This is a genomic window from Streptomyces ambofaciens ATCC 23877 (assembly GCF_001267885.1).
GTDB classification, from domain to species: Bacteria; Actinomycetota; Actinomycetes; order Streptomycetales; family Streptomycetaceae; genus Streptomyces; species Streptomyces ambofaciens.
Map to the genome: position 1 here is coordinate 6,581,689 of NZ_CP012382.1, position 14,096 is coordinate 6,595,784.

16 protein-coding genes, 4 tRNA genes and 1 pseudogene are annotated in these 14,096 nt (G+C 64.3%); 18 read left to right on the forward strand and 3 right to left on the reverse strand.

Translation table 11 applies throughout. The features are described 5' to 3' along the window. Positions 1-636: 636 nt before the first annotated feature. From SAM23877_RS28860 to SAM23877_RS28885, 6 genes are all read left to right on the forward strand, one after another. A complete protein-coding gene (locus SAM23877_RS28860) occupies positions 637-1,026 on the forward strand; it encodes a hypothetical protein (protein ID WP_159042007.1) in 390 nt (129 codons plus the stop codon). 3 nt (positions 1,027-1,029) lie between these two features. After that, entirely contained in the window at positions 1,030-1,614 is a 585-nt protein-coding gene (locus tag SAM23877_RS28865) for a hypothetical protein (protein ID WP_053139396.1), read from the forward strand. Positions 1,615-1,685: 71 nt separating this feature from the next. After that, positions 1,686-3,047 carry a phage portal protein gene (locus SAM23877_RS28870; protein ID WP_280518091.1) on the forward strand — a complete coding sequence of 454 codons (1,362 nt, stop codon included), beginning with the start codon at positions 1,686-1,688 and terminating at the stop codon, positions 3,045-3,047. Continuing rightward, entirely contained in the window at positions 3,044-3,868 is an 825-nt protein-coding gene (locus SAM23877_RS28875; protein ID WP_053139399.1) for a VG15 protein, read from the forward strand. Before SAM23877_RS28870 ends, SAM23877_RS28875 begins: the two co-directional genes overlap by 4 nt. A 230-nt stretch (positions 3,869-4,098) precedes the next feature. Further along, on the forward strand, positions 4,099-4,515 hold the full coding sequence (locus SAM23877_RS28880; RefSeq protein ID WP_053142986.1) for a phage terminase small subunit: 417 nt from the start codon (positions 4,099-4,101) through the stop codon (positions 4,513-4,515). Between the two features lie 155 nt (positions 4,516-4,670). Then, positions 4,671-6,134, forward strand: a complete 1,464-nt coding sequence (locus SAM23877_RS28885; RefSeq protein ID WP_244903011.1) for a phage terminase family protein — start codon at positions 4,671-4,673, stop codon at positions 6,132-6,134. Positions 6,135-6,294: 160 nt separating this feature from the next. Here SAM23877_RS28885 and SAM23877_RS38030 read toward each other — a convergent pair whose 3' ends face one another. Beyond that, the gene (locus SAM23877_RS38030) at positions 6,295-7,266 is read right to left on the reverse strand and encodes a helix-turn-helix domain-containing protein (RefSeq protein ID WP_079030503.1); all 972 of its coding nucleotides are present in this window, start codon (positions 7,264-7,266) and stop codon (positions 6,295-6,297) included. A gap of 93 nt (positions 7,267-7,359) precedes the next feature. On the opposite strand from SAM23877_RS38030, the gene SAM23877_RS38035 reads away from it, so the two are divergent. Beyond that, positions 7,360-7,557, forward strand: coding sequence for a hypothetical protein (locus tag SAM23877_RS38035; protein WP_079030820.1), 198 nt, complete (start codon positions 7,360-7,362; stop codon positions 7,555-7,557). Between the two features lie 228 nt (positions 7,558-7,785). On the opposite strand, the pseudogene SAM23877_RS28895 reads toward SAM23877_RS38035, so the two are convergent. After that, positions 7,786-8,100 (reverse strand): annotated as a pseudogene (locus SAM23877_RS28895) (Rv2578c family radical SAM protein); the annotation flags it as partial. 43 nt (positions 8,101-8,143) lie between these two features. On the opposite strand from SAM23877_RS28895, the gene SAM23877_RS39280 reads away from it, so the two are divergent. The 5 genes from SAM23877_RS39280 to SAM23877_RS28920 all read left to right on the forward strand — a co-directional run bounded on the left by SAM23877_RS39280 (position 8,144) and on the right by SAM23877_RS28920 (position 10,764). Further along, the gene (locus SAM23877_RS39280; protein ID WP_159042008.1) at positions 8,144-9,676 is read left to right on the forward strand and encodes a recombinase family protein; all 1,533 of its coding nucleotides are present in this window, start codon (positions 8,144-8,146) and stop codon (positions 9,674-9,676) included. A gap of 697 nt (positions 9,677-10,373) precedes the next feature. Beyond that, positions 10,374-10,446: transfer RNA gene (locus SAM23877_RS28905), tRNA-Gln, on the forward strand. Positions 10,447-10,496: 50 nt separating this feature from the next. Then, a tRNA-Cys gene (locus SAM23877_RS28910) sits at positions 10,497-10,569 on the forward strand. A gap of 38 nt (positions 10,570-10,607) precedes the next feature. Then, a tRNA-Leu gene (locus SAM23877_RS28915) sits at positions 10,608-10,681 on the forward strand. A gap of 11 nt (positions 10,682-10,692) precedes the next feature. Next, a tRNA-Pro gene (locus SAM23877_RS28920) sits at positions 10,693-10,764 on the forward strand. A gap of 188 nt (positions 10,765-10,952) precedes the next feature. Here the strand turns inward: SAM23877_RS28920 and SAM23877_RS28925 are convergent. Then, complete coding sequence (locus tag SAM23877_RS28925; RefSeq protein ID WP_053139406.1) at positions 10,953-11,588, reverse strand: DUF4352 domain-containing protein; 636 nt, start codon at positions 11,586-11,588, stop codon at positions 10,953-10,955. Between the two features lie 180 nt (positions 11,589-11,768). Between SAM23877_RS28925 and SAM23877_RS38045 the strand changes: the two genes are divergently transcribed. The 6 genes from SAM23877_RS38045 (at position 11,769) to SAM23877_RS28945 (ending at position 14,067) form a co-directional block, all read left to right on the forward strand. Next, entirely contained in the window at positions 11,769-11,978 is a 210-nt protein-coding gene (locus SAM23877_RS38045) for an HNH endonuclease (protein ID WP_244903012.1), read from the forward strand. Between the two features lie 2 nt (positions 11,979-11,980). Beyond that, complete coding sequence (locus SAM23877_RS28930) at positions 11,981-12,232, forward strand: hypothetical protein (protein WP_053139408.1); 252 nt, start codon at positions 11,981-11,983, stop codon at positions 12,230-12,232. 308 nt (positions 12,233-12,540) lie between these two features. Beyond that, positions 12,541-13,131, forward strand: coding sequence for a bifunctional DNA primase/polymerase (locus SAM23877_RS28935; RefSeq protein WP_053142992.1), 591 nt, complete (start codon positions 12,541-12,543; stop codon positions 13,129-13,131). 68 nt (positions 13,132-13,199) lie between these two features. Further along, positions 13,200-13,394 carry a hypothetical protein gene (locus tag SAM23877_RS28940; RefSeq protein WP_159042009.1) on the forward strand — a complete coding sequence of 65 codons (195 nt, stop codon included), beginning with the start codon at positions 13,200-13,202 and terminating at the stop codon, positions 13,392-13,394. Positions 13,395-13,450: 56 nt separating this feature from the next. Next, positions 13,451-13,621 (forward strand): hypothetical protein, encoded by a 171-nt coding sequence (locus tag SAM23877_RS39695; RefSeq protein ID WP_159042010.1) that lies wholly within the window; start codon positions 13,451-13,453, stop codon positions 13,619-13,621. Then, the gene (locus tag SAM23877_RS28945) at positions 13,621-14,067 is read left to right on the forward strand and encodes a phage terminase small subunit (protein ID WP_079030507.1); all 447 of its coding nucleotides are present in this window, start codon (positions 13,621-13,623) and stop codon (positions 14,065-14,067) included. The genes SAM23877_RS39695 and SAM23877_RS28945 overlap by 1 nt, the downstream gene beginning before the upstream one ends. Positions 14,068-14,096 lie beyond the last annotated feature (29 nt).

Sequence of the window (14,096 nt, forward strand, 5' to 3'; positions counted from 1 at the left end):
GATCTCTCATACGTGTAGGCACTCGCGCGCGATTCGTTGTCCTGGCGTCCCAGGGTTTCGCGTTGACCTCCCCGGAACGTTACGGGGTGCCTCTCTAAATCTCGCCCGTGCGCTGTTCGCTCCCGGCCCCTCTCCTGCCGGTTGAGCGTGCGCATGTGCGGCGGGGCCCCTCGGTCGGTTTCGGTCCGCCTCCCCCCGAGGGGCCTTTCTTTTTCCCCTTGAGTCACAGACCAGAAAGGGGGTCACTGCGTGACCGCAATTTCCCTCTCCCGTTCCCGCTGCCGCATCTGTGGCTCACGGTTCCTGGATATCCGGCACGGCGGTATTCCCTCCGAACACTGCTCCCAGGAATGCAAGCGGGTTTCCACTCGCATCCGACAGCGCCGGTTCCGCGCGGGGGGTTCAACGTGCACGTAATCACAATCCGCATTGACCGTGACGTTGCTACCTCGCTGCTTGCCGACGACCCCGCCGCTTGGGCAATCGCCACGGCCTTTATCCGAGGGCAGGCAGCCGATGTGCTGGCCGGTCGCCCTACTCCCCTAACTGAATTGCTCGCTGATCTCCGGAGGCTCACGCGTGACGACACCAATTGAGCCGGTACCCATGTGCACCGTTGACGACGTAGAGGCGCGCATGGGCACGACCTTTGCCGACGCCGAGCGGAACATGATCAGCACGGGAATTCTCGATACCTCCGAGCTGATCGACCTTGAGGCAGCGTGGATCGACGGTATCCGTCCCGATCCGCTGCCCTACCTGTTCCGCATGATTTGCGCGACGGCCGTTATCCGCTGGTTCCGCAACCCCGAGGGCTACCGCTCCGAAATGGCCGGTGAGTACCAGTACCAATACGGCGGGGCCGCGACTCTCGGCAAGCCCGTACTAACCCGCGAGGAAAAGCAGCAGATCGCCCGGTACCTGGGACGTGGCGGCATTACCTCGGTCGCCGTTGGCGCTGATTACGACCTTTGCGAGCGAGCGCAGATCGTTCCCGCTTTCCGTCACCGTACCTATTGGGGGTAATCCATGAGCTTTCTTGACCCGAACTCCGCACCCGAGGCTGACCAGGATATTGACCCGGCCACGTTCGACGCCGAGGACAACGAACTAGCCAGCCTTGCCGAGCAGCTACGCACGCAGCTTGCGGAGATCGACGCCAAGCGCGCTGACGTTTCCAAGCGTCGCGTAGAGGCAGGCCCTTCCCGCGCGCAGATTCGCAGCGAACTTATGGAGTCGCTAAACCTTTTCGATGATGAGGACGACCCCATGCCGGCTGGGATTAAGCGAATTCTTGATAAGCACGCCAAGGAATGGCAGAAGACTTACCGTGATCGGCAGCGTGACGGAAAGATGCCGTCGGGCCGTAGTGACCACGGTGTGGGCGGAACTGGAATTGGTTTCGACATGCTCTTGGGTGACAAGGCTATGGAGCGCCTAACACGAGAGGTTGACGACTGGTTCACTTCCCGCGCCAATTCTCGAAACCGTCGCGGTGCTGAGGCGATCAACTACGACTCAGCAATGGTTGACCGGCTGTACGAGCAGACGCGCACGGGCCGCAATCCTGACCTCATCGGCGCACCGTCCATCGTCTCTGATGGAGCGCGCTAATGGACGTGTGGCTATCCCCTGATGCCCGGCTCACTCGGCCGGACGGCCCCGAGGGTACGGACTCGCCCACAATGGGGCCGGTCCTAGACACAATCCTCGGGAAGTACCGCGAGACCTACCCCCGCCTAGAGCGGGTGGAGCAGTACCTACACGGTCACCACGCACCGGCATATCTGCCCGAGGCGACGGCCGATGAGTTCCAGATGTTCCGTGAGCGCAGCGTGAAGAACTTCCTTCCGCTGGTGGTCGATGCGGTCGCGTCGAATCTCTACGTTGACGGCCTCCGTGCGGCCGGTGGAGGCGATAACTTCCCCGCGTGGGAGTCCTGGGACCGGAACGGCATGGTAGAGGCTCAGGCAGCCGTTCACCGTGACGCGCTGGCATTCGGTGAGGCTTACGTGCGTGTCCTCCCCGGCGCGAACGGCCCCGAAATCGAACCGCTTTCCCCGCTGTCCGTCACGGCCCTATTCCAGCGGCCGAACGATCCCTTCCCGGTAGCCGCTGCTGTCCACGGTTCAACGTTCATCGGTGGTGAGCGTCGCGCGACCGTAGACCTGTATGACGACGAATTCGTATTCCGTCTCGTCAGCAAGGAAGAAGGCGACACCCCCGACGCTTCGGATTTCGTTGTTGTCGAGCAGCTAAAGCACGGCCTTTCTCACTGCCCAATCATCCGGTTCCGCAACGTGGCTTCAACGTCGCCTAACGTCCCCTCGCTCGGGGAGGTTGAGCCACTGATCCCCATTCAGGACCGACTCAACGACATTGAGCTATCGACCGCCATTGCCATTCAGTACGGCGCACACCGTCAGAAGTGGGTGGCCGGTGTCGAGCCTCCCAAGGAAAACGGAGGCGTATGGGATTGGGTGAAGGGTGCTTTCCGTAAGCGGGCAATTGAGTTCTCCGCGTCGCGTCTGATCGTTTTCCCGGATAAGGACACCAAGACTGGTCAGTACGACTCGACAGATATTGGGCCATACCTAGACGCGTACAACAACACCGTTAAGCACCTTGCCTCTATCGGTTCGCTGCCTCCGCATTTCATCACCGGTGACATGGTGAACCTGAGCGCCGAGGCTCTAGCGGCTGCGGAGGAATCCCTACGCAAGAAGGTTCTTGACCGACAGCGGGGATTCGGTGGCGCATGGCGTCGCGTATTCCAAACGGTGGCCGAGCTAACCGGCGAGTCCCTGCCCGCCGACGCTGACATTGTGTGGCGTGACTGCACTCCGCGCAGCTTCCCGGCAACCGTTGACGCACTCGGCAAGATGGTTTCCGCAATGGGTGTTCCCCCCGAGGCTGCATGGCAGATGGTGCCCGGCATGACCCCGGCTCAGCTTGCCGAATGGCGCACGCTGGCCGAGGAGTTGGACCCGGCAACCAAGATGGCTAACGCGCTGGCAAAGTCCGTGATTGAGCCGGTGGCCGCATGACGCAAGCGGATATCGACCGCGCGTCTCGGGCCTACTACAACGAACAGTTGGCCATTTCCGGCACGCTTATGCAGCGGGTCATGGAATGGTGGTCAACGCTCAGTTGGCGCGCTGTGGAATCCGACTCTGACGCGCTGTGGCAGGAATACCGCGACATGGTGAGTGATGCTCGGGGCCGGTCCTTTGCGGCCGGTTCCGACTATCACAACCGTGTGCGGGATCTGGCACTAGAGCACCCCGTAACGTTCCGGGGAGGTCAGCGGGACACCGAGTCGGAAACCCGACAAGCGGCAGCATCGTTCTTTGTCCACACTGCGCCGGTCGCTCGGGAGATCAAGCGGGGCCGGTTGGATGACCCGGAATTCCTCGCAGAGCTAGACGACGTTATGTCTCGCGCTGGCACGAACCTTTCCCGTGATGCTGGCCGACTGGCCGAGGATGGCGGGCGGGATGCGCTGGCCGACGCACGCGAGAACGACCCCGAGGTAATCGGCTACTACCGCAAGACGGATGCCGACCCGTGCGGGTTCTGCGCGATGCTGGCCAGTCGTGGCGCTGCCTATACCGAGGACCGGAATTCGTCCCGGTCCACTCGGTCATTCAAGGGTGACGACAACCCGGATCAGTACCACCCTGATTGCCACTGTCAGACGCTCCCGCTGTTCCGTGGCGTCTCGCTTCCGCCCGAGGATGAGGCCAAGCGAACTGAATACCTCCGGCTCTGGAATGACACCCCAGGGTCAGGAGAGGAGCAACGGCGCGCATTCGTCCGAGCGTTCAACGAGCAGCGAGAGCAGCGCAGCGAAAGCGACGCAGCGTAACCGCTGACCGAACGCGCTTCCGTGGATTCCAAGGCGACCCCTGGGCACCCCCTCCCATTCGACCGTCACGGGCACCGTAAACGTGTAGGCGGTGACTCTTTACGGGTTCAGGGGTCGCTCAGGTGGACCCCTTCCCTTGGAATCCACGGAAAGCCCCGATATCCAGGCCGGCTGCCGGTTACGCAGTGTGCCCATTTCCCTTTCTCTGTCCTTTCCCCTGGGGGTTCGTCATGGGCACACACGGCCCTATTCCTAAGCGTTCCGACATGCGCCGTCGCGCCAATGAGCCGAGCACACCGATTACCCGTGCTCCCGCTGGTGAGCGTCCGTCCAATCCGGCCCCTGATCCGAATTGGCACCCCATCGCTATTGAGTGGTTCGAGTCGCTGTTTGAGTCGGGACAGTCTTTCTTCTATGAGCGCTCCGATATCGCGCAGGCCCGATACGTGGCCGAGGTGATGAGCCGGAATCTCAACCAGGGACAGCGCGTAAGCGGACAGCTTTTCGCCTCGGTCATCTCCGCTGCTTCGGAACTGATGACCACCGAGGGGGCCCGCCGTCGCCTCGGGGTGGAGCTAACCAAGTCGGCATCTGCCGATATCGACTCGGGCCTAGATGACCTACTAAGCACGTACCGGGACGATTGATGGAACCAGTACGCACAATTCCTGATGTTGTCCCGCCCGCTAATCGCACCCTCGGGGATCTCGCTATCCGCTGGTGCACGCAGTACCTACGACAGCCGGACGGCCCGGATGCCGGGGGCCGATGGAAGTTCACGCGAGAGCAAGCGCGAACGGTTATGCGCTGGTACGAGATAGACGACAGCGGCGCATTCGTCTACCGACAGGGAACCGTGCGGCGAATCAAGGGTGCCGGTAAGGACCCGTTCGCTGCTGCGCTGTGTGCCTTTGAGTTCGTCGGCCCGTGCCGTTTCGGCGGTTGGGATGACAGCGGGAATCCGGTTGGAATTCCTCACCCCGCCGCATGGGTTCAGGTCGCCGCTACTTCCAAGGATCAGGCGCAGAACACAATGGCGCTTTTCCCTGGCATGTTCTCTAAGTCGGCCCTTATCGCGTACGGAATCGACCTCGGTAAGGAGATCATTTACAGCGGGACGGGTGGACGGATTGAAGCCGTTACCGCATCGGCCCGAGCGCTGGAAGGTCGCCGCGCCACTTTCACGCTGATGAACGAAACCCAACATTGGGTCAAGTCCAACGGCGGCCACGACATGGCAATGACCATTGCCGGAAACGTGGCTAAGTCTCGTGGTGGTGGTGCTCGCACACTGGAGATCACAAACGCCCCGTTGCCCGGTGAAGACTCGGTAGCGGAGCGCACGTTTCACGCGTGGTCCAAGCTGCGCGATAAGGGTTCGGATATTCCCCGTCAGGCTGGCACCTATTACGACTCCGTAGAGGCTCCGGCATCAGTGGAGCTAGGCAACCGGGAATCTCTCCGCGCTGGCATCATCGCTGCCCGAGGTGACGCCGATTGGCTAGACGTTGACTGGATCATTTCCACGATCTACAGCGGCACGTATCCCGCGTACCAGTCCCGTCGAATGTTCCTCAATCAGCTAGTGACCGATGAGGATTCCCTCATTTCGCCGGTTGCTTGGGATGCCCTCGCAGTCTCGGACAGCATCCAAGAGGGCGACCGAATCACGCTCGGGTTCGATGGTGGAAAGACCGACGACGCAACAGCCCTAATCGCCATGCGCGTAACAGACCGGCTGATTGAACCGCTCGGCATTTGGGAGCGGCCGGACGGTCCCTCGGGTGAAGGGTGGGAAGTTCCCCGCGATCAGGTGGAGGACGCCGTACACCACGCGTTCGCGCGCTTCGACGTAGCGGCATTCTTCGCTGACCCCGTGCTATGGGAAGGGCACATTGCCCGCTGGTCCGAGGAGTACCGGGACCGATTCGCTGTACGGGCCTCTACGGGCTCCGCAGTGGCCCGACGCATGGACGGCTCGGGCGGACAACAGCGGGAGCTGACAGACGCCAATGCGCGGCTTGTAGCGGCAATCGAGAATGGCCACGTCCGGCACACCGGAAACCAGACGCTACGGCGTCACGTCATGAACGCTAAGCGCCGGATCAACCGGTACGGCGTCAGCTTCGGCAAGGAGAATCCCAACTCCCGCAAGAAGGTGGACGGTTACGCCGCTCTGTTGCTGGCAGACCTAGCGCGTACTCGACTGGCCGAGGCTGGAAAGCTGGAGGTTCCCAAGCGCGACGGTCGAATGTTCTTCGGATGACCTCCCCGTAACGTTACGGGGTGGTGTAACGCCCCTGATGGCTTCCCGCTGTCAGGGGCGTTTTCGTTGCCTTGGATTAAAAGGCGGGTATCCTCGCCGGCCGTGGGTGCTTGGGGGCCGACTTCCCAGCAATACCAAGGGTTTTCGGCACCTTCGATTCTTAGGCTGCTTCGACCGCTCGGCGCAAAGCGTCCTTGTGTTCCCACGACCAAGGGGCGTCGCGCAGTTCCTCGGGCAAGCCAGCGAGACCGGTCCTCAAATGGTCGGCCGCCTCGCTGTATCTGCCGAGTGCGAGAGTGGCTAGCCCCATGTTCAGTCGGTTGAAACTCGGGGTGAGCCAATACGCGGTTGCCGGTGGCGGGAGCGCTGCGGCTTTATCCATGAGCTTTTCCGCCTGCTCCACAGTCCGCAGCGCTGCGTCTGCGTCGCCCAACTCCGCGAGTCCGGCCGCTGATTGCAGGTAGTCACCGATTCGCTGTGCGGGGTGCGCGCCGGGGGTATTCGCCGCTGCACCGAACCAGCGGGCAATTCCTTGGGGTCGCCCCTGCTGTCGCGCAATGTAGCCCTTGAAATTGAGGGCCTGCGCGGCAAGGGTTCCGTTTCCTGTCTCGTCGGCAAGTTCCACGGCGTCATTCAAGAGCCGTACGCCGTCCTTGTATTCGCGCGTTTGTGCGAATAGCCATCCTGCGAACTGGACCCATTCTGACGCTACGTCAGAAAGTCGGTCCCTTTGCGGGCCGCGCGCTTCCTTGAGCATCCGCGTAACCTCCCGCATTTGCGTCATGGTCGCCGGAATGACGCTGCGCGGGGGTGCTGTGTCGTCTAGGCGGCGGTATGCGGCCAGTACGCCAGCGAGAGCGTCAACGGTTCCGGCGTCCAGTCGAGAGGGATTCTCAGCGCTGCGTGCCACGCGTTCCGCGTCGTCCTCCCCGAGCAGTGTTCCGGCCAATGCGCCACCGGCACCAACGAGGGAATCCAGCGCGTGAGCGAGGTTTTCCGACGGGCGCTGTTTGCCGTTGAGGACACGCGAGAGGTATGCCGGGTCATAGTGCATTTCCCGTGCTGCGGCTTTCATCGAATATCCGGCGTCGCGGAGTGCACGGCGGGCAAGGTCAGGGAAGTCGTCACGCATTGCGAACCTCTGGGGGTTGACCGGCTGTGCATCCAGATTAGTCAACCTCGGTCAACTCCCGCGTGACCATTGCAATTCCCGATCATGGTCCGCATGACCAAGCCGAGGACGTACCCCACTGCGCCGGTTGAACTCCCCATGAGGGAAGCGGAGTTGGAGCCGGTGCCGGTCGAAGGCTGCGCAGGATGCGCCGAGTTGGACAAGGTCCGGGCCCGTGCGCGTGTGGTCAACGATCAGGCGACGATCACCGACGCCAATGTGTTGCTGCGACGGCACCCCGATGGTCACTGACAAGGACGTGGGCCAGCGGGTCAAGGACAGCGCGGGAAGGGTCGGCATCCTGCGCGCTGTACTCACCGATTGGGAGGACCCGGCCAAGCTGCCGCCGGACCGCCGCAAACAGACCCTCGCTTTCCTCTGGCCAGAGGGGGGCGGACGGGAGTGGACGGCCCCGCCTCGCGCTGTGGAGCGCATCTAGTTTCCGCAGGTCAGAGGTACTTCGGGGGGTGTACAACACGCCTCGGCGCGCTGGTAGCAGTCGACGTTCGTGCCCATCGCGACGTGCTCGCCCTGCCAGCGGTGCGAGGCCAGCTGGCGGCGCAGCAGCTCGGGCGCGTTCACCTTCACGACGATCTGGGAGTCGAAGCCGAGTCCCGTGTCGAGGTCCAGGTAGCTGTGCGTCTTGCGGGCGAAGCAGTACACGCACGCGTGCGTGCAGCCCCGGTACGGGTTCACGGTCCATTCGAACGGCATCCGCGAGGCGCCCGGCACCCGGTTGAGGATCGAGCGGGCCCGCACCTCGTGGAAGGTGATGCCGCGGAACTCGGGTGTGTCGGTTCTGTCATCTAACACGCATCAGAGCCTCTATCATGGGGCCATGACGCCAACTGACGTCCCAGCGACGTCCCGCCCGCGGAAGCGTGCGAGCCTCTACGCCAGGCTGTCCGTCGCTGCCGACGCTGAGAACCTGTCACTCGACGGCATGATCCGCGACATGCGCGCACTGTGTGACCGTGAGGGCTTCGAAGAGGTTGCCCTACACATCGACGATGGTAGGTCGGGTGGACGCCGGGACAGGGACGAATTCCAAGCCTGGCTGAACGACGCACGCACAGGCGCCTGCGACGTCCTCGTCAACCCTGTGACCGACCGGCTCACCCGTGAGGGCCTGAACGTCGCAGCGACGATTCTGGACGTCGTGGAGGGCAAGGACCCGGCAACCGGCAGGCTCGCACACCCGCCTGTACGGCTCATCGACTGCAACGGGCTCGACAGCTTGCACGGTGACGCGTTCCGCTTCCGCTTCGTCATTCAAGCGGAGGTGGGACGGGCGGAGCGGGAACGTATCCGGTCCCGCTCCCGAAAGCGGGCACGCAACCTCCGTCGCGCCGGCCGATGGGGAGGTGGGACGCCGCCCTTCGGGTACAGGGCGATAGCCAACCCTGACGGACCTGGCTGGGTGCTCGACGTGGAGCCGAAAGAAGCGAAAGCCGTACAGGAGGCGGCAGAGGCGGTTCTGAAGAATCCCCCGGACCCGCTGACGCGTGTTGTACGGCGACTGAATCATCAGGGCGTGCCGCCTCGTCGAGCAAAGGCATGGTCCCGTGTGACGCTGAAGAGGGTGCTCACGGGGGACCACATCTTGGGACGCGTCAGTCAGAACGGACGCCTTTTGCGCGACGAGGAGGGGGAAATCCTGGCGCCGTTTCCGGCGGTTCTCTCCCTTAGCCAGGTATCCGCATTGCGCGACCGGCTGAAGCCGAAAGGCGGGACGTCGAACGGCGGAGGACATCCCGCGCGGGTGCTTTCCGGCCTTCTCTCTTGCCATTCCTGTCTGTCTGACCTCATCGTCCATCATGCATCAGTGCGCACGCGTGACGGAAAGCAGAAGGTAGAAGGGAAGCCGCCGAGAGTCTCCTACCGATGCGAGTCGCGAAGCCAGGGCAGGGTGTGCGAGCAACCCGTGACGGTAACTGCCGGCCCCATTGAGGAATTCGTCGTCAGGCTGTACCTGGACACCGTCGGCAGCTTCCCCATGTACAAGGAGCGGACGATCGTCTCCGGACTGGAAGAGTTGGCGTCGGTGGAGGAGGAGATCAAGGAAGCGTTGGCGGACCTGGCCACGGCTGCGGACGCAGAGACGTTCGCCAGGCTGCAGAAGCTCCAGGCACGTCAGGCAGAGCTGTCGACCCGGGACACCGGCCGTCGGTCGGAGATGGTGGCGACGGGCCAGACCATGGCGGAGTTCTGGGAGGGCGCGCTCATCGACGATCGCCGGGAGCTACTGGAGAGCGCGTTCGATGAACTGATCGTCGGCCCTGGGCGACGGGGGCCGAAGGGGTTCGACCCCGAGAGGCTCTCGTACCGATGGGCCGAGCGGGACGATGTGGCCTTCCAGGAGAGCATTTAGGTAACGAGTAGATAACACTCATGAGAGCCCCGGAGTCACCCCTCCGGGGCTCTCGGGCCCTCCCCGCGCCCTCGTCGCCCTCCTCGTCGACGTCGCACAGGCGCCGCGTCCTCCACAGGGGCCTGTGGGTAACTGCGGAGGGTGAGTGACGGGGTGTAAACTGCTACTCACTGTAGCCGTAGTGGTCAGACTGGGTGCCAAAGTGTCGAACTAACCCCTATTTTCAATTTCTTCTAACGCGCGTCGGTAGAAAATGAAAATAGGGGGTTAGTTTGCATGTTTGACCGCAGTCTGACCAGGGGCCTACCAAGATCGTTCCCGCGTCACACTTACGACATAACAATAGTAGGAGGGAAGGACGAGGCGACCGCGACGAGTAGCGCGCGGCCCGCTTCCCTCCCCGACGGCCGGCACCGCTCCCGTGCTCCCCGCACTCTCCTCCGGGTTGAAGCGCGGTTGCAGCGGTCCGGCCGTCCAAGGTTTCCCGTCCGTCAGGCAGCGTGCGCCGGATCTCATCGAGGGTCGGCATGCAGACGCGGACGGGGAGGACGTCAAGCGCCGCGGGACCTCTCGCGGAGAGCCTCTGACGCCCGCGCTGTACCGCGAGGCGCCGGGAACGGGGCTACTTGCCGCGGACAGAGGCCGTAGGGGCGAGGCCCCGTGACGATCAACACCCGGGCCTCACGGTCCGGACGTTTCCCCGCTGGTGTAACCGGCAACACGCCCGCCTCTGGAGTGGGTAGCTACAGGTTCGAATCCTGTGCGGGGAGCTGGGGGCGTCCCGTGCGTGACTGATCAGCACGCGCCCGAACGTAGCTGTGCGTGGATAGCTCAGTGGCCGAGAGCACCCGACGCAATCGGGGGACGCGGGTTCAAATCCCGCTCCAATGACGTGCAGCGCTTTCCGACGGCGGGACCCGGACAGCACCCCGCCCGCGTAGGCAAACTGGCAAAGCCGCCCGGTTCAGGCCCGGGAGTCTGGGAGTTCGACTCTCCCCGTGGGTACAGGCAGTCTCCGGGACGTAGCCAAGAGGTAAGGCGCCCGCTTTGGGAGCGGGAGAGCGCGTGTTCGATCCACGCCGTCCCGACACAGCCGAAGGGCCCAACCGCAGCCACCCCGGTTGGGCCCTTCTAACCCCCGCATCGGCGGGGAAAAGGATCACGCTGTGCCCGTAACGCGGGCCACCCCCGCGTCGGCGGGGAGGTGTTGCGTATTCCACGCTAACAGACACGCCCCGCCCCGGAGGAGAGTTCCCGGGAGCGGGGCGGACGCATTTCAGGAGGACGGCAGCTCCACGACGAAAGCCGCTTCCGCGTTCGGATCGTCCGTCCCCGTGTAGCTGACGGTCCCGCCCTTGGCGGCGACGTCGAGCACCACCTTCCCCGTGACGGACTGACCAGGCTTGTACGTCGTATCCAGGTCCGGACCCTCTCCGACGCCCTCCAGCGTCGTGGCGTCCTGCGCGGCGTGCTCGGCGTCCTGCCACTCCAGCATCCCGTAGAGCATGACGTCCGCGGGGGCCTGGCCCACGTTCTTCAGCGTCAACGTCAGCTCCACGTACTGACCGTGCTCCGGCTCGTTCGTCGTGTCGACCTCCGCCGGCGTCACGTACTTCGCACTGACGACAGTGACGGACATCTTCGACGTGACCTTGTAGTTCTGGCCGTAGTCGTCCGTCTCGCCGTAGTCCCAAGTCTTCGTCTCACCGACCTTGACGACGGGCGCTTCAGCCGCAGGAGCGGACGAGGACGGCTCCTCCGACGGAGCATCCGCCGGCTCGACAGAGGCCTCCGCGGCAGGCTCGTTTTTCGACGCCTCCGCCCCGCCTCCGTCATCAGACGAGCACCCCGCTACGAGGGCGAAGGACAGGACGACGGCTGGCACCACGGCACGGCGAATGTAGGCGCGCATAGCGCATCCCCCCATGAATCAGTGGCCTCCCCTGGCCACGCGGAGCCCACAGCGTAAGGCACAGGCGTAGGACGAGGAGGCGCAATGGCGTGGGAAGGAAGCACACGCAGAAGCCGACTCCCCGCGAACTGGCCCTCACTTCGACGCCGTGTCCTGCGCAGGGACAAGGGCCTGTGTCAGATGCCCTTCTCTGACGGGCGCTTGTGTGGGGCAGAGGCCACAGACGTGGACCACATAGAGCCCGGTGACGACCACAGCATGGCCAACCTACAGGCGCTGTGCACGTGGTGCCACGCACGCAAGAGCGCCAGTGAAGGCGGCAAGGCAGCAGCCCTCACGCGCGTGCGTATGGACCGACCCAAGCCCACACACCCGGCCCTGGAGGACTAGGCATGGCAGGCGCACACGTGGTGCTGGAGGAGGCAGACGACACGGGCGAGCAAGGCGTCAGCATCACGCGAGTGATCGTCAACGGAATCGATGTTGGTCGGCTCGCGAAGGCACCGAAGATCAGCGTCGGCACAGAGCGACGCTGCACAACGGTGACGCTCACGCTCGTGCCCAGCCGCCTGGAGATCAGAGGCGAGCACGCTGACGGTGATCGTCGAGAGGCGCGCGCCGGCTTCGGTTCGAAGATCGACTAGCCCCCGGGGCAGGGGGGTGATCCCCTCCCGGAAACCCTGAGCATCGTTAAGGTGCTGGGTCTCGCGCTCTGTACGGGTCTGGGGACCCAACGAGTCACACTTTCGCCCCATCGCGCGGGAGGGCGGCAGACGGCCGCACAGGGCTTCCTAGGGGCATCTGAGCCGCGCGGGGGCCGAGAAAGTGTGACGCGCCGGCCCTCTTCATCAACTACGTTTCCGCAGGTGGGAGGCTTGAAAGTGTGACCGGCCGCCACTACGATAGAGACGTGCCCAAGACTTGCGAGCACTGCGCGAAGCCCCTGCCGATCATGGCCAGGCGGCATACGCGGTCGTGCTCGCCCCGGTGCCGAAAGGCACTGTCCCGCGCTGCCGCGAAGGCTGCGCGCTCGCTCCCCGTCGAGCTGACGTCCCGCGACAGGTGGGTACGTCGAGCCGGCGACAAGCGTCCGCTGACGACGACCGGCAGGGCCGCGTCAAGCACTGACGCGAGCACGTGGAGCACCTACAAGAACGCCGCGGAGTCCGTGGCGGGCGTCGGGCTGGGCTTCGTCCTCTCCGACGCCGACGACGTGGTCTGTATCGACCTCGACCACTGTCTCAACCCGCTCACCGGGCGACTTGCCCCGTGGGCGGCAGCCATCGTGCGCGACGCGGGCGCCACCTACGTAGAGGTGTCCCCGTCCGGCGATGGACTGCACATCTGGGGCCGCGCCCACGTCCGACAGGGACGGCGCATCCGACGCCCTGACGGAACGGCCGTGGAGATCTACGGGACCGGCCGGTACATCGCAATGACGGGGCGCCGGCACGGTTCTAGCCCCTCTATCCTGGGGGACTTGTCCTCCCTCGTTGCCCGGCTGACGGCGCACCCGAAGATCCCGACAGGGGACCACTCGTGACTGACCGCCCGAACCCGACGCTTCCTAGTGAGACCCTCCGGGCCGTACAGGAGCTGTCGCTGATCCTAATGGACCAGGTATCCGACCCGGCCGTCGCCCGCCGCGTGGCGGAGTGCTTCGAGTTCCTTGACCAGCCTGGCGACATGCCGATGTCCGTCGGATGGTGGCGCCGTGCCGCCGACATGGGCGACCGAGATGCGCGGGACTACCTCCGCGACCTGATTGACCAGGGGAAGGCCGAACGGCTCCCTGACGACGACTGACGGCGTACCTCCCGACAGGGGACGGCACGGCCGTTCCTTACCTGGGAGGTACCCCCATGGATGACGAGGTCGTCCCCTACGAAGACGGCGGCATTCTCGCGCCGGTCACGTCGTGGGTCTCATATCCCGAAGAAACATGCGTCCTCACCTTGGACCAGATGCGCGAGATGCTCGCGGCGTTTGACCCGTCGGAGCCGATCACCTTCATCCACGATCGGAACTACTGATGGCCGGCCGCGGACCCGCCCCGAAGGACCCCGCGAAGCGGAGGCGCCGCAACGCCACTGAGCCGGAGACTGTCATCGCCAACGACGGTGAACTCCGCGGCCCCGACCTCCCGGAGGGCGTCCTCCCCGGTGACGAGGAGTGGCACCCCATGACGGTCAACTGGTGGCACACCTGGCGCACGTCGCCGATGGCTGCGACCTTCCTCGACACCGACTGGGCTTTCCTCCTCGATGCCGCCCTGATGCACCACACGGCGTGGACAAAGGGCAAGTGGGAGTTCCTCTCTGAAGTACGCATGCGCTCCTCGAAGTTCGGCGCCACGCCAGAGGACCGCGCCCGCCTGAAGCTGAAGGTCGACGAGCCGCTGAGCGGCCGTCAGACGCCCGTTCAGCGCGCGGACAACGTCTCGGACATCAACTCGCGCAGAGCGCGTCTCACAGGCTAGGAGGGGGCTTCGTGCCGCACGTAACCGTG

Bases quoted from the DNA above. Each gene is read 5' to 3' on its own strand.
- SAM23877_RS28870 (WP_280518091.1), top strand. From the start codon at position 1,686: ATGGGGCCGGTCCTAGACACAATCCTCGGGAAGTACCGCGAGACCTAC.
- SAM23877_RS28880 (WP_053142986.1), top strand. From the start codon at position 4,099: ATGGGCACACACGGCCCTATTCCTAAGCGTTCCGACATGCGCCGTCGC.
- SAM23877_RS28945 (WP_079030507.1), top strand. From the start codon at position 13,621: ATGGCCGGCCGCGGACCCGCCCCGAAGGACCCCGCGAAGCGGAGGCGC.
- SAM23877_RS28865 (WP_053139396.1), top strand. From the start codon at position 1,030: ATGAGCTTTCTTGACCCGAACTCCGCACCCGAGGCTGACCAGGATATT.
- SAM23877_RS28925 (WP_053139406.1), bottom strand. From the start codon at position 11,588: ATGCGCGCCTACATTCGCCGTGCCGTGGTGCCAGCCGTCGTCCTGTCC.
- SAM23877_RS39280 (WP_159042008.1), top strand. From the start codon at position 8,144: ATGACGCCAACTGACGTCCCAGCGACGTCCCGCCCGCGGAAGCGTGCG.
- SAM23877_RS38030 (WP_079030503.1), bottom strand. From the start codon at position 7,266: ATGCGTGACGACTTCCCTGACCTTGCCCGCCGTGCACTCCGCGACGCC.
- SAM23877_RS39695 (WP_159042010.1), top strand. From the start codon at position 13,451: ATGGATGACGAGGTCGTCCCCTACGAAGACGGCGGCATTCTCGCGCCG.
- SAM23877_RS28940 (WP_159042009.1), top strand. From the start codon at position 13,200: ATGGACCAGGTATCCGACCCGGCCGTCGCCCGCCGCGTGGCGGAGTGC.
- SAM23877_RS28935 (WP_053142992.1), top strand. From the start codon at position 12,541: ATGGCCAGGCGGCATACGCGGTCGTGCTCGCCCCGGTGCCGAAAGGCA.
- SAM23877_RS28875 (WP_053139399.1), top strand. From the start codon at position 3,044: ATGACGCAAGCGGATATCGACCGCGCGTCTCGGGCCTACTACAACGAA.
- SAM23877_RS28860 (WP_159042007.1), top strand. From the start codon at position 637: ATGGGCACGACCTTTGCCGACGCCGAGCGGAACATGATCAGCACGGGA.
- SAM23877_RS28930 (WP_053139408.1), top strand. From the start codon at position 11,981: ATGGCAGGCGCACACGTGGTGCTGGAGGAGGCAGACGACACGGGCGAG.
- SAM23877_RS38045 (WP_244903012.1), top strand. From the start codon at position 11,769: ATGCCCTTCTCTGACGGGCGCTTGTGTGGGGCAGAGGCCACAGACGTG.
- SAM23877_RS38035 (WP_079030820.1), top strand. From the start codon at position 7,360: ATGACCAAGCCGAGGACGTACCCCACTGCGCCGGTTGAACTCCCCATG.
- SAM23877_RS28885 (WP_244903011.1), top strand. From the start codon at position 4,671: ATGCGCTGGTACGAGATAGACGACAGCGGCGCATTCGTCTACCGACAG.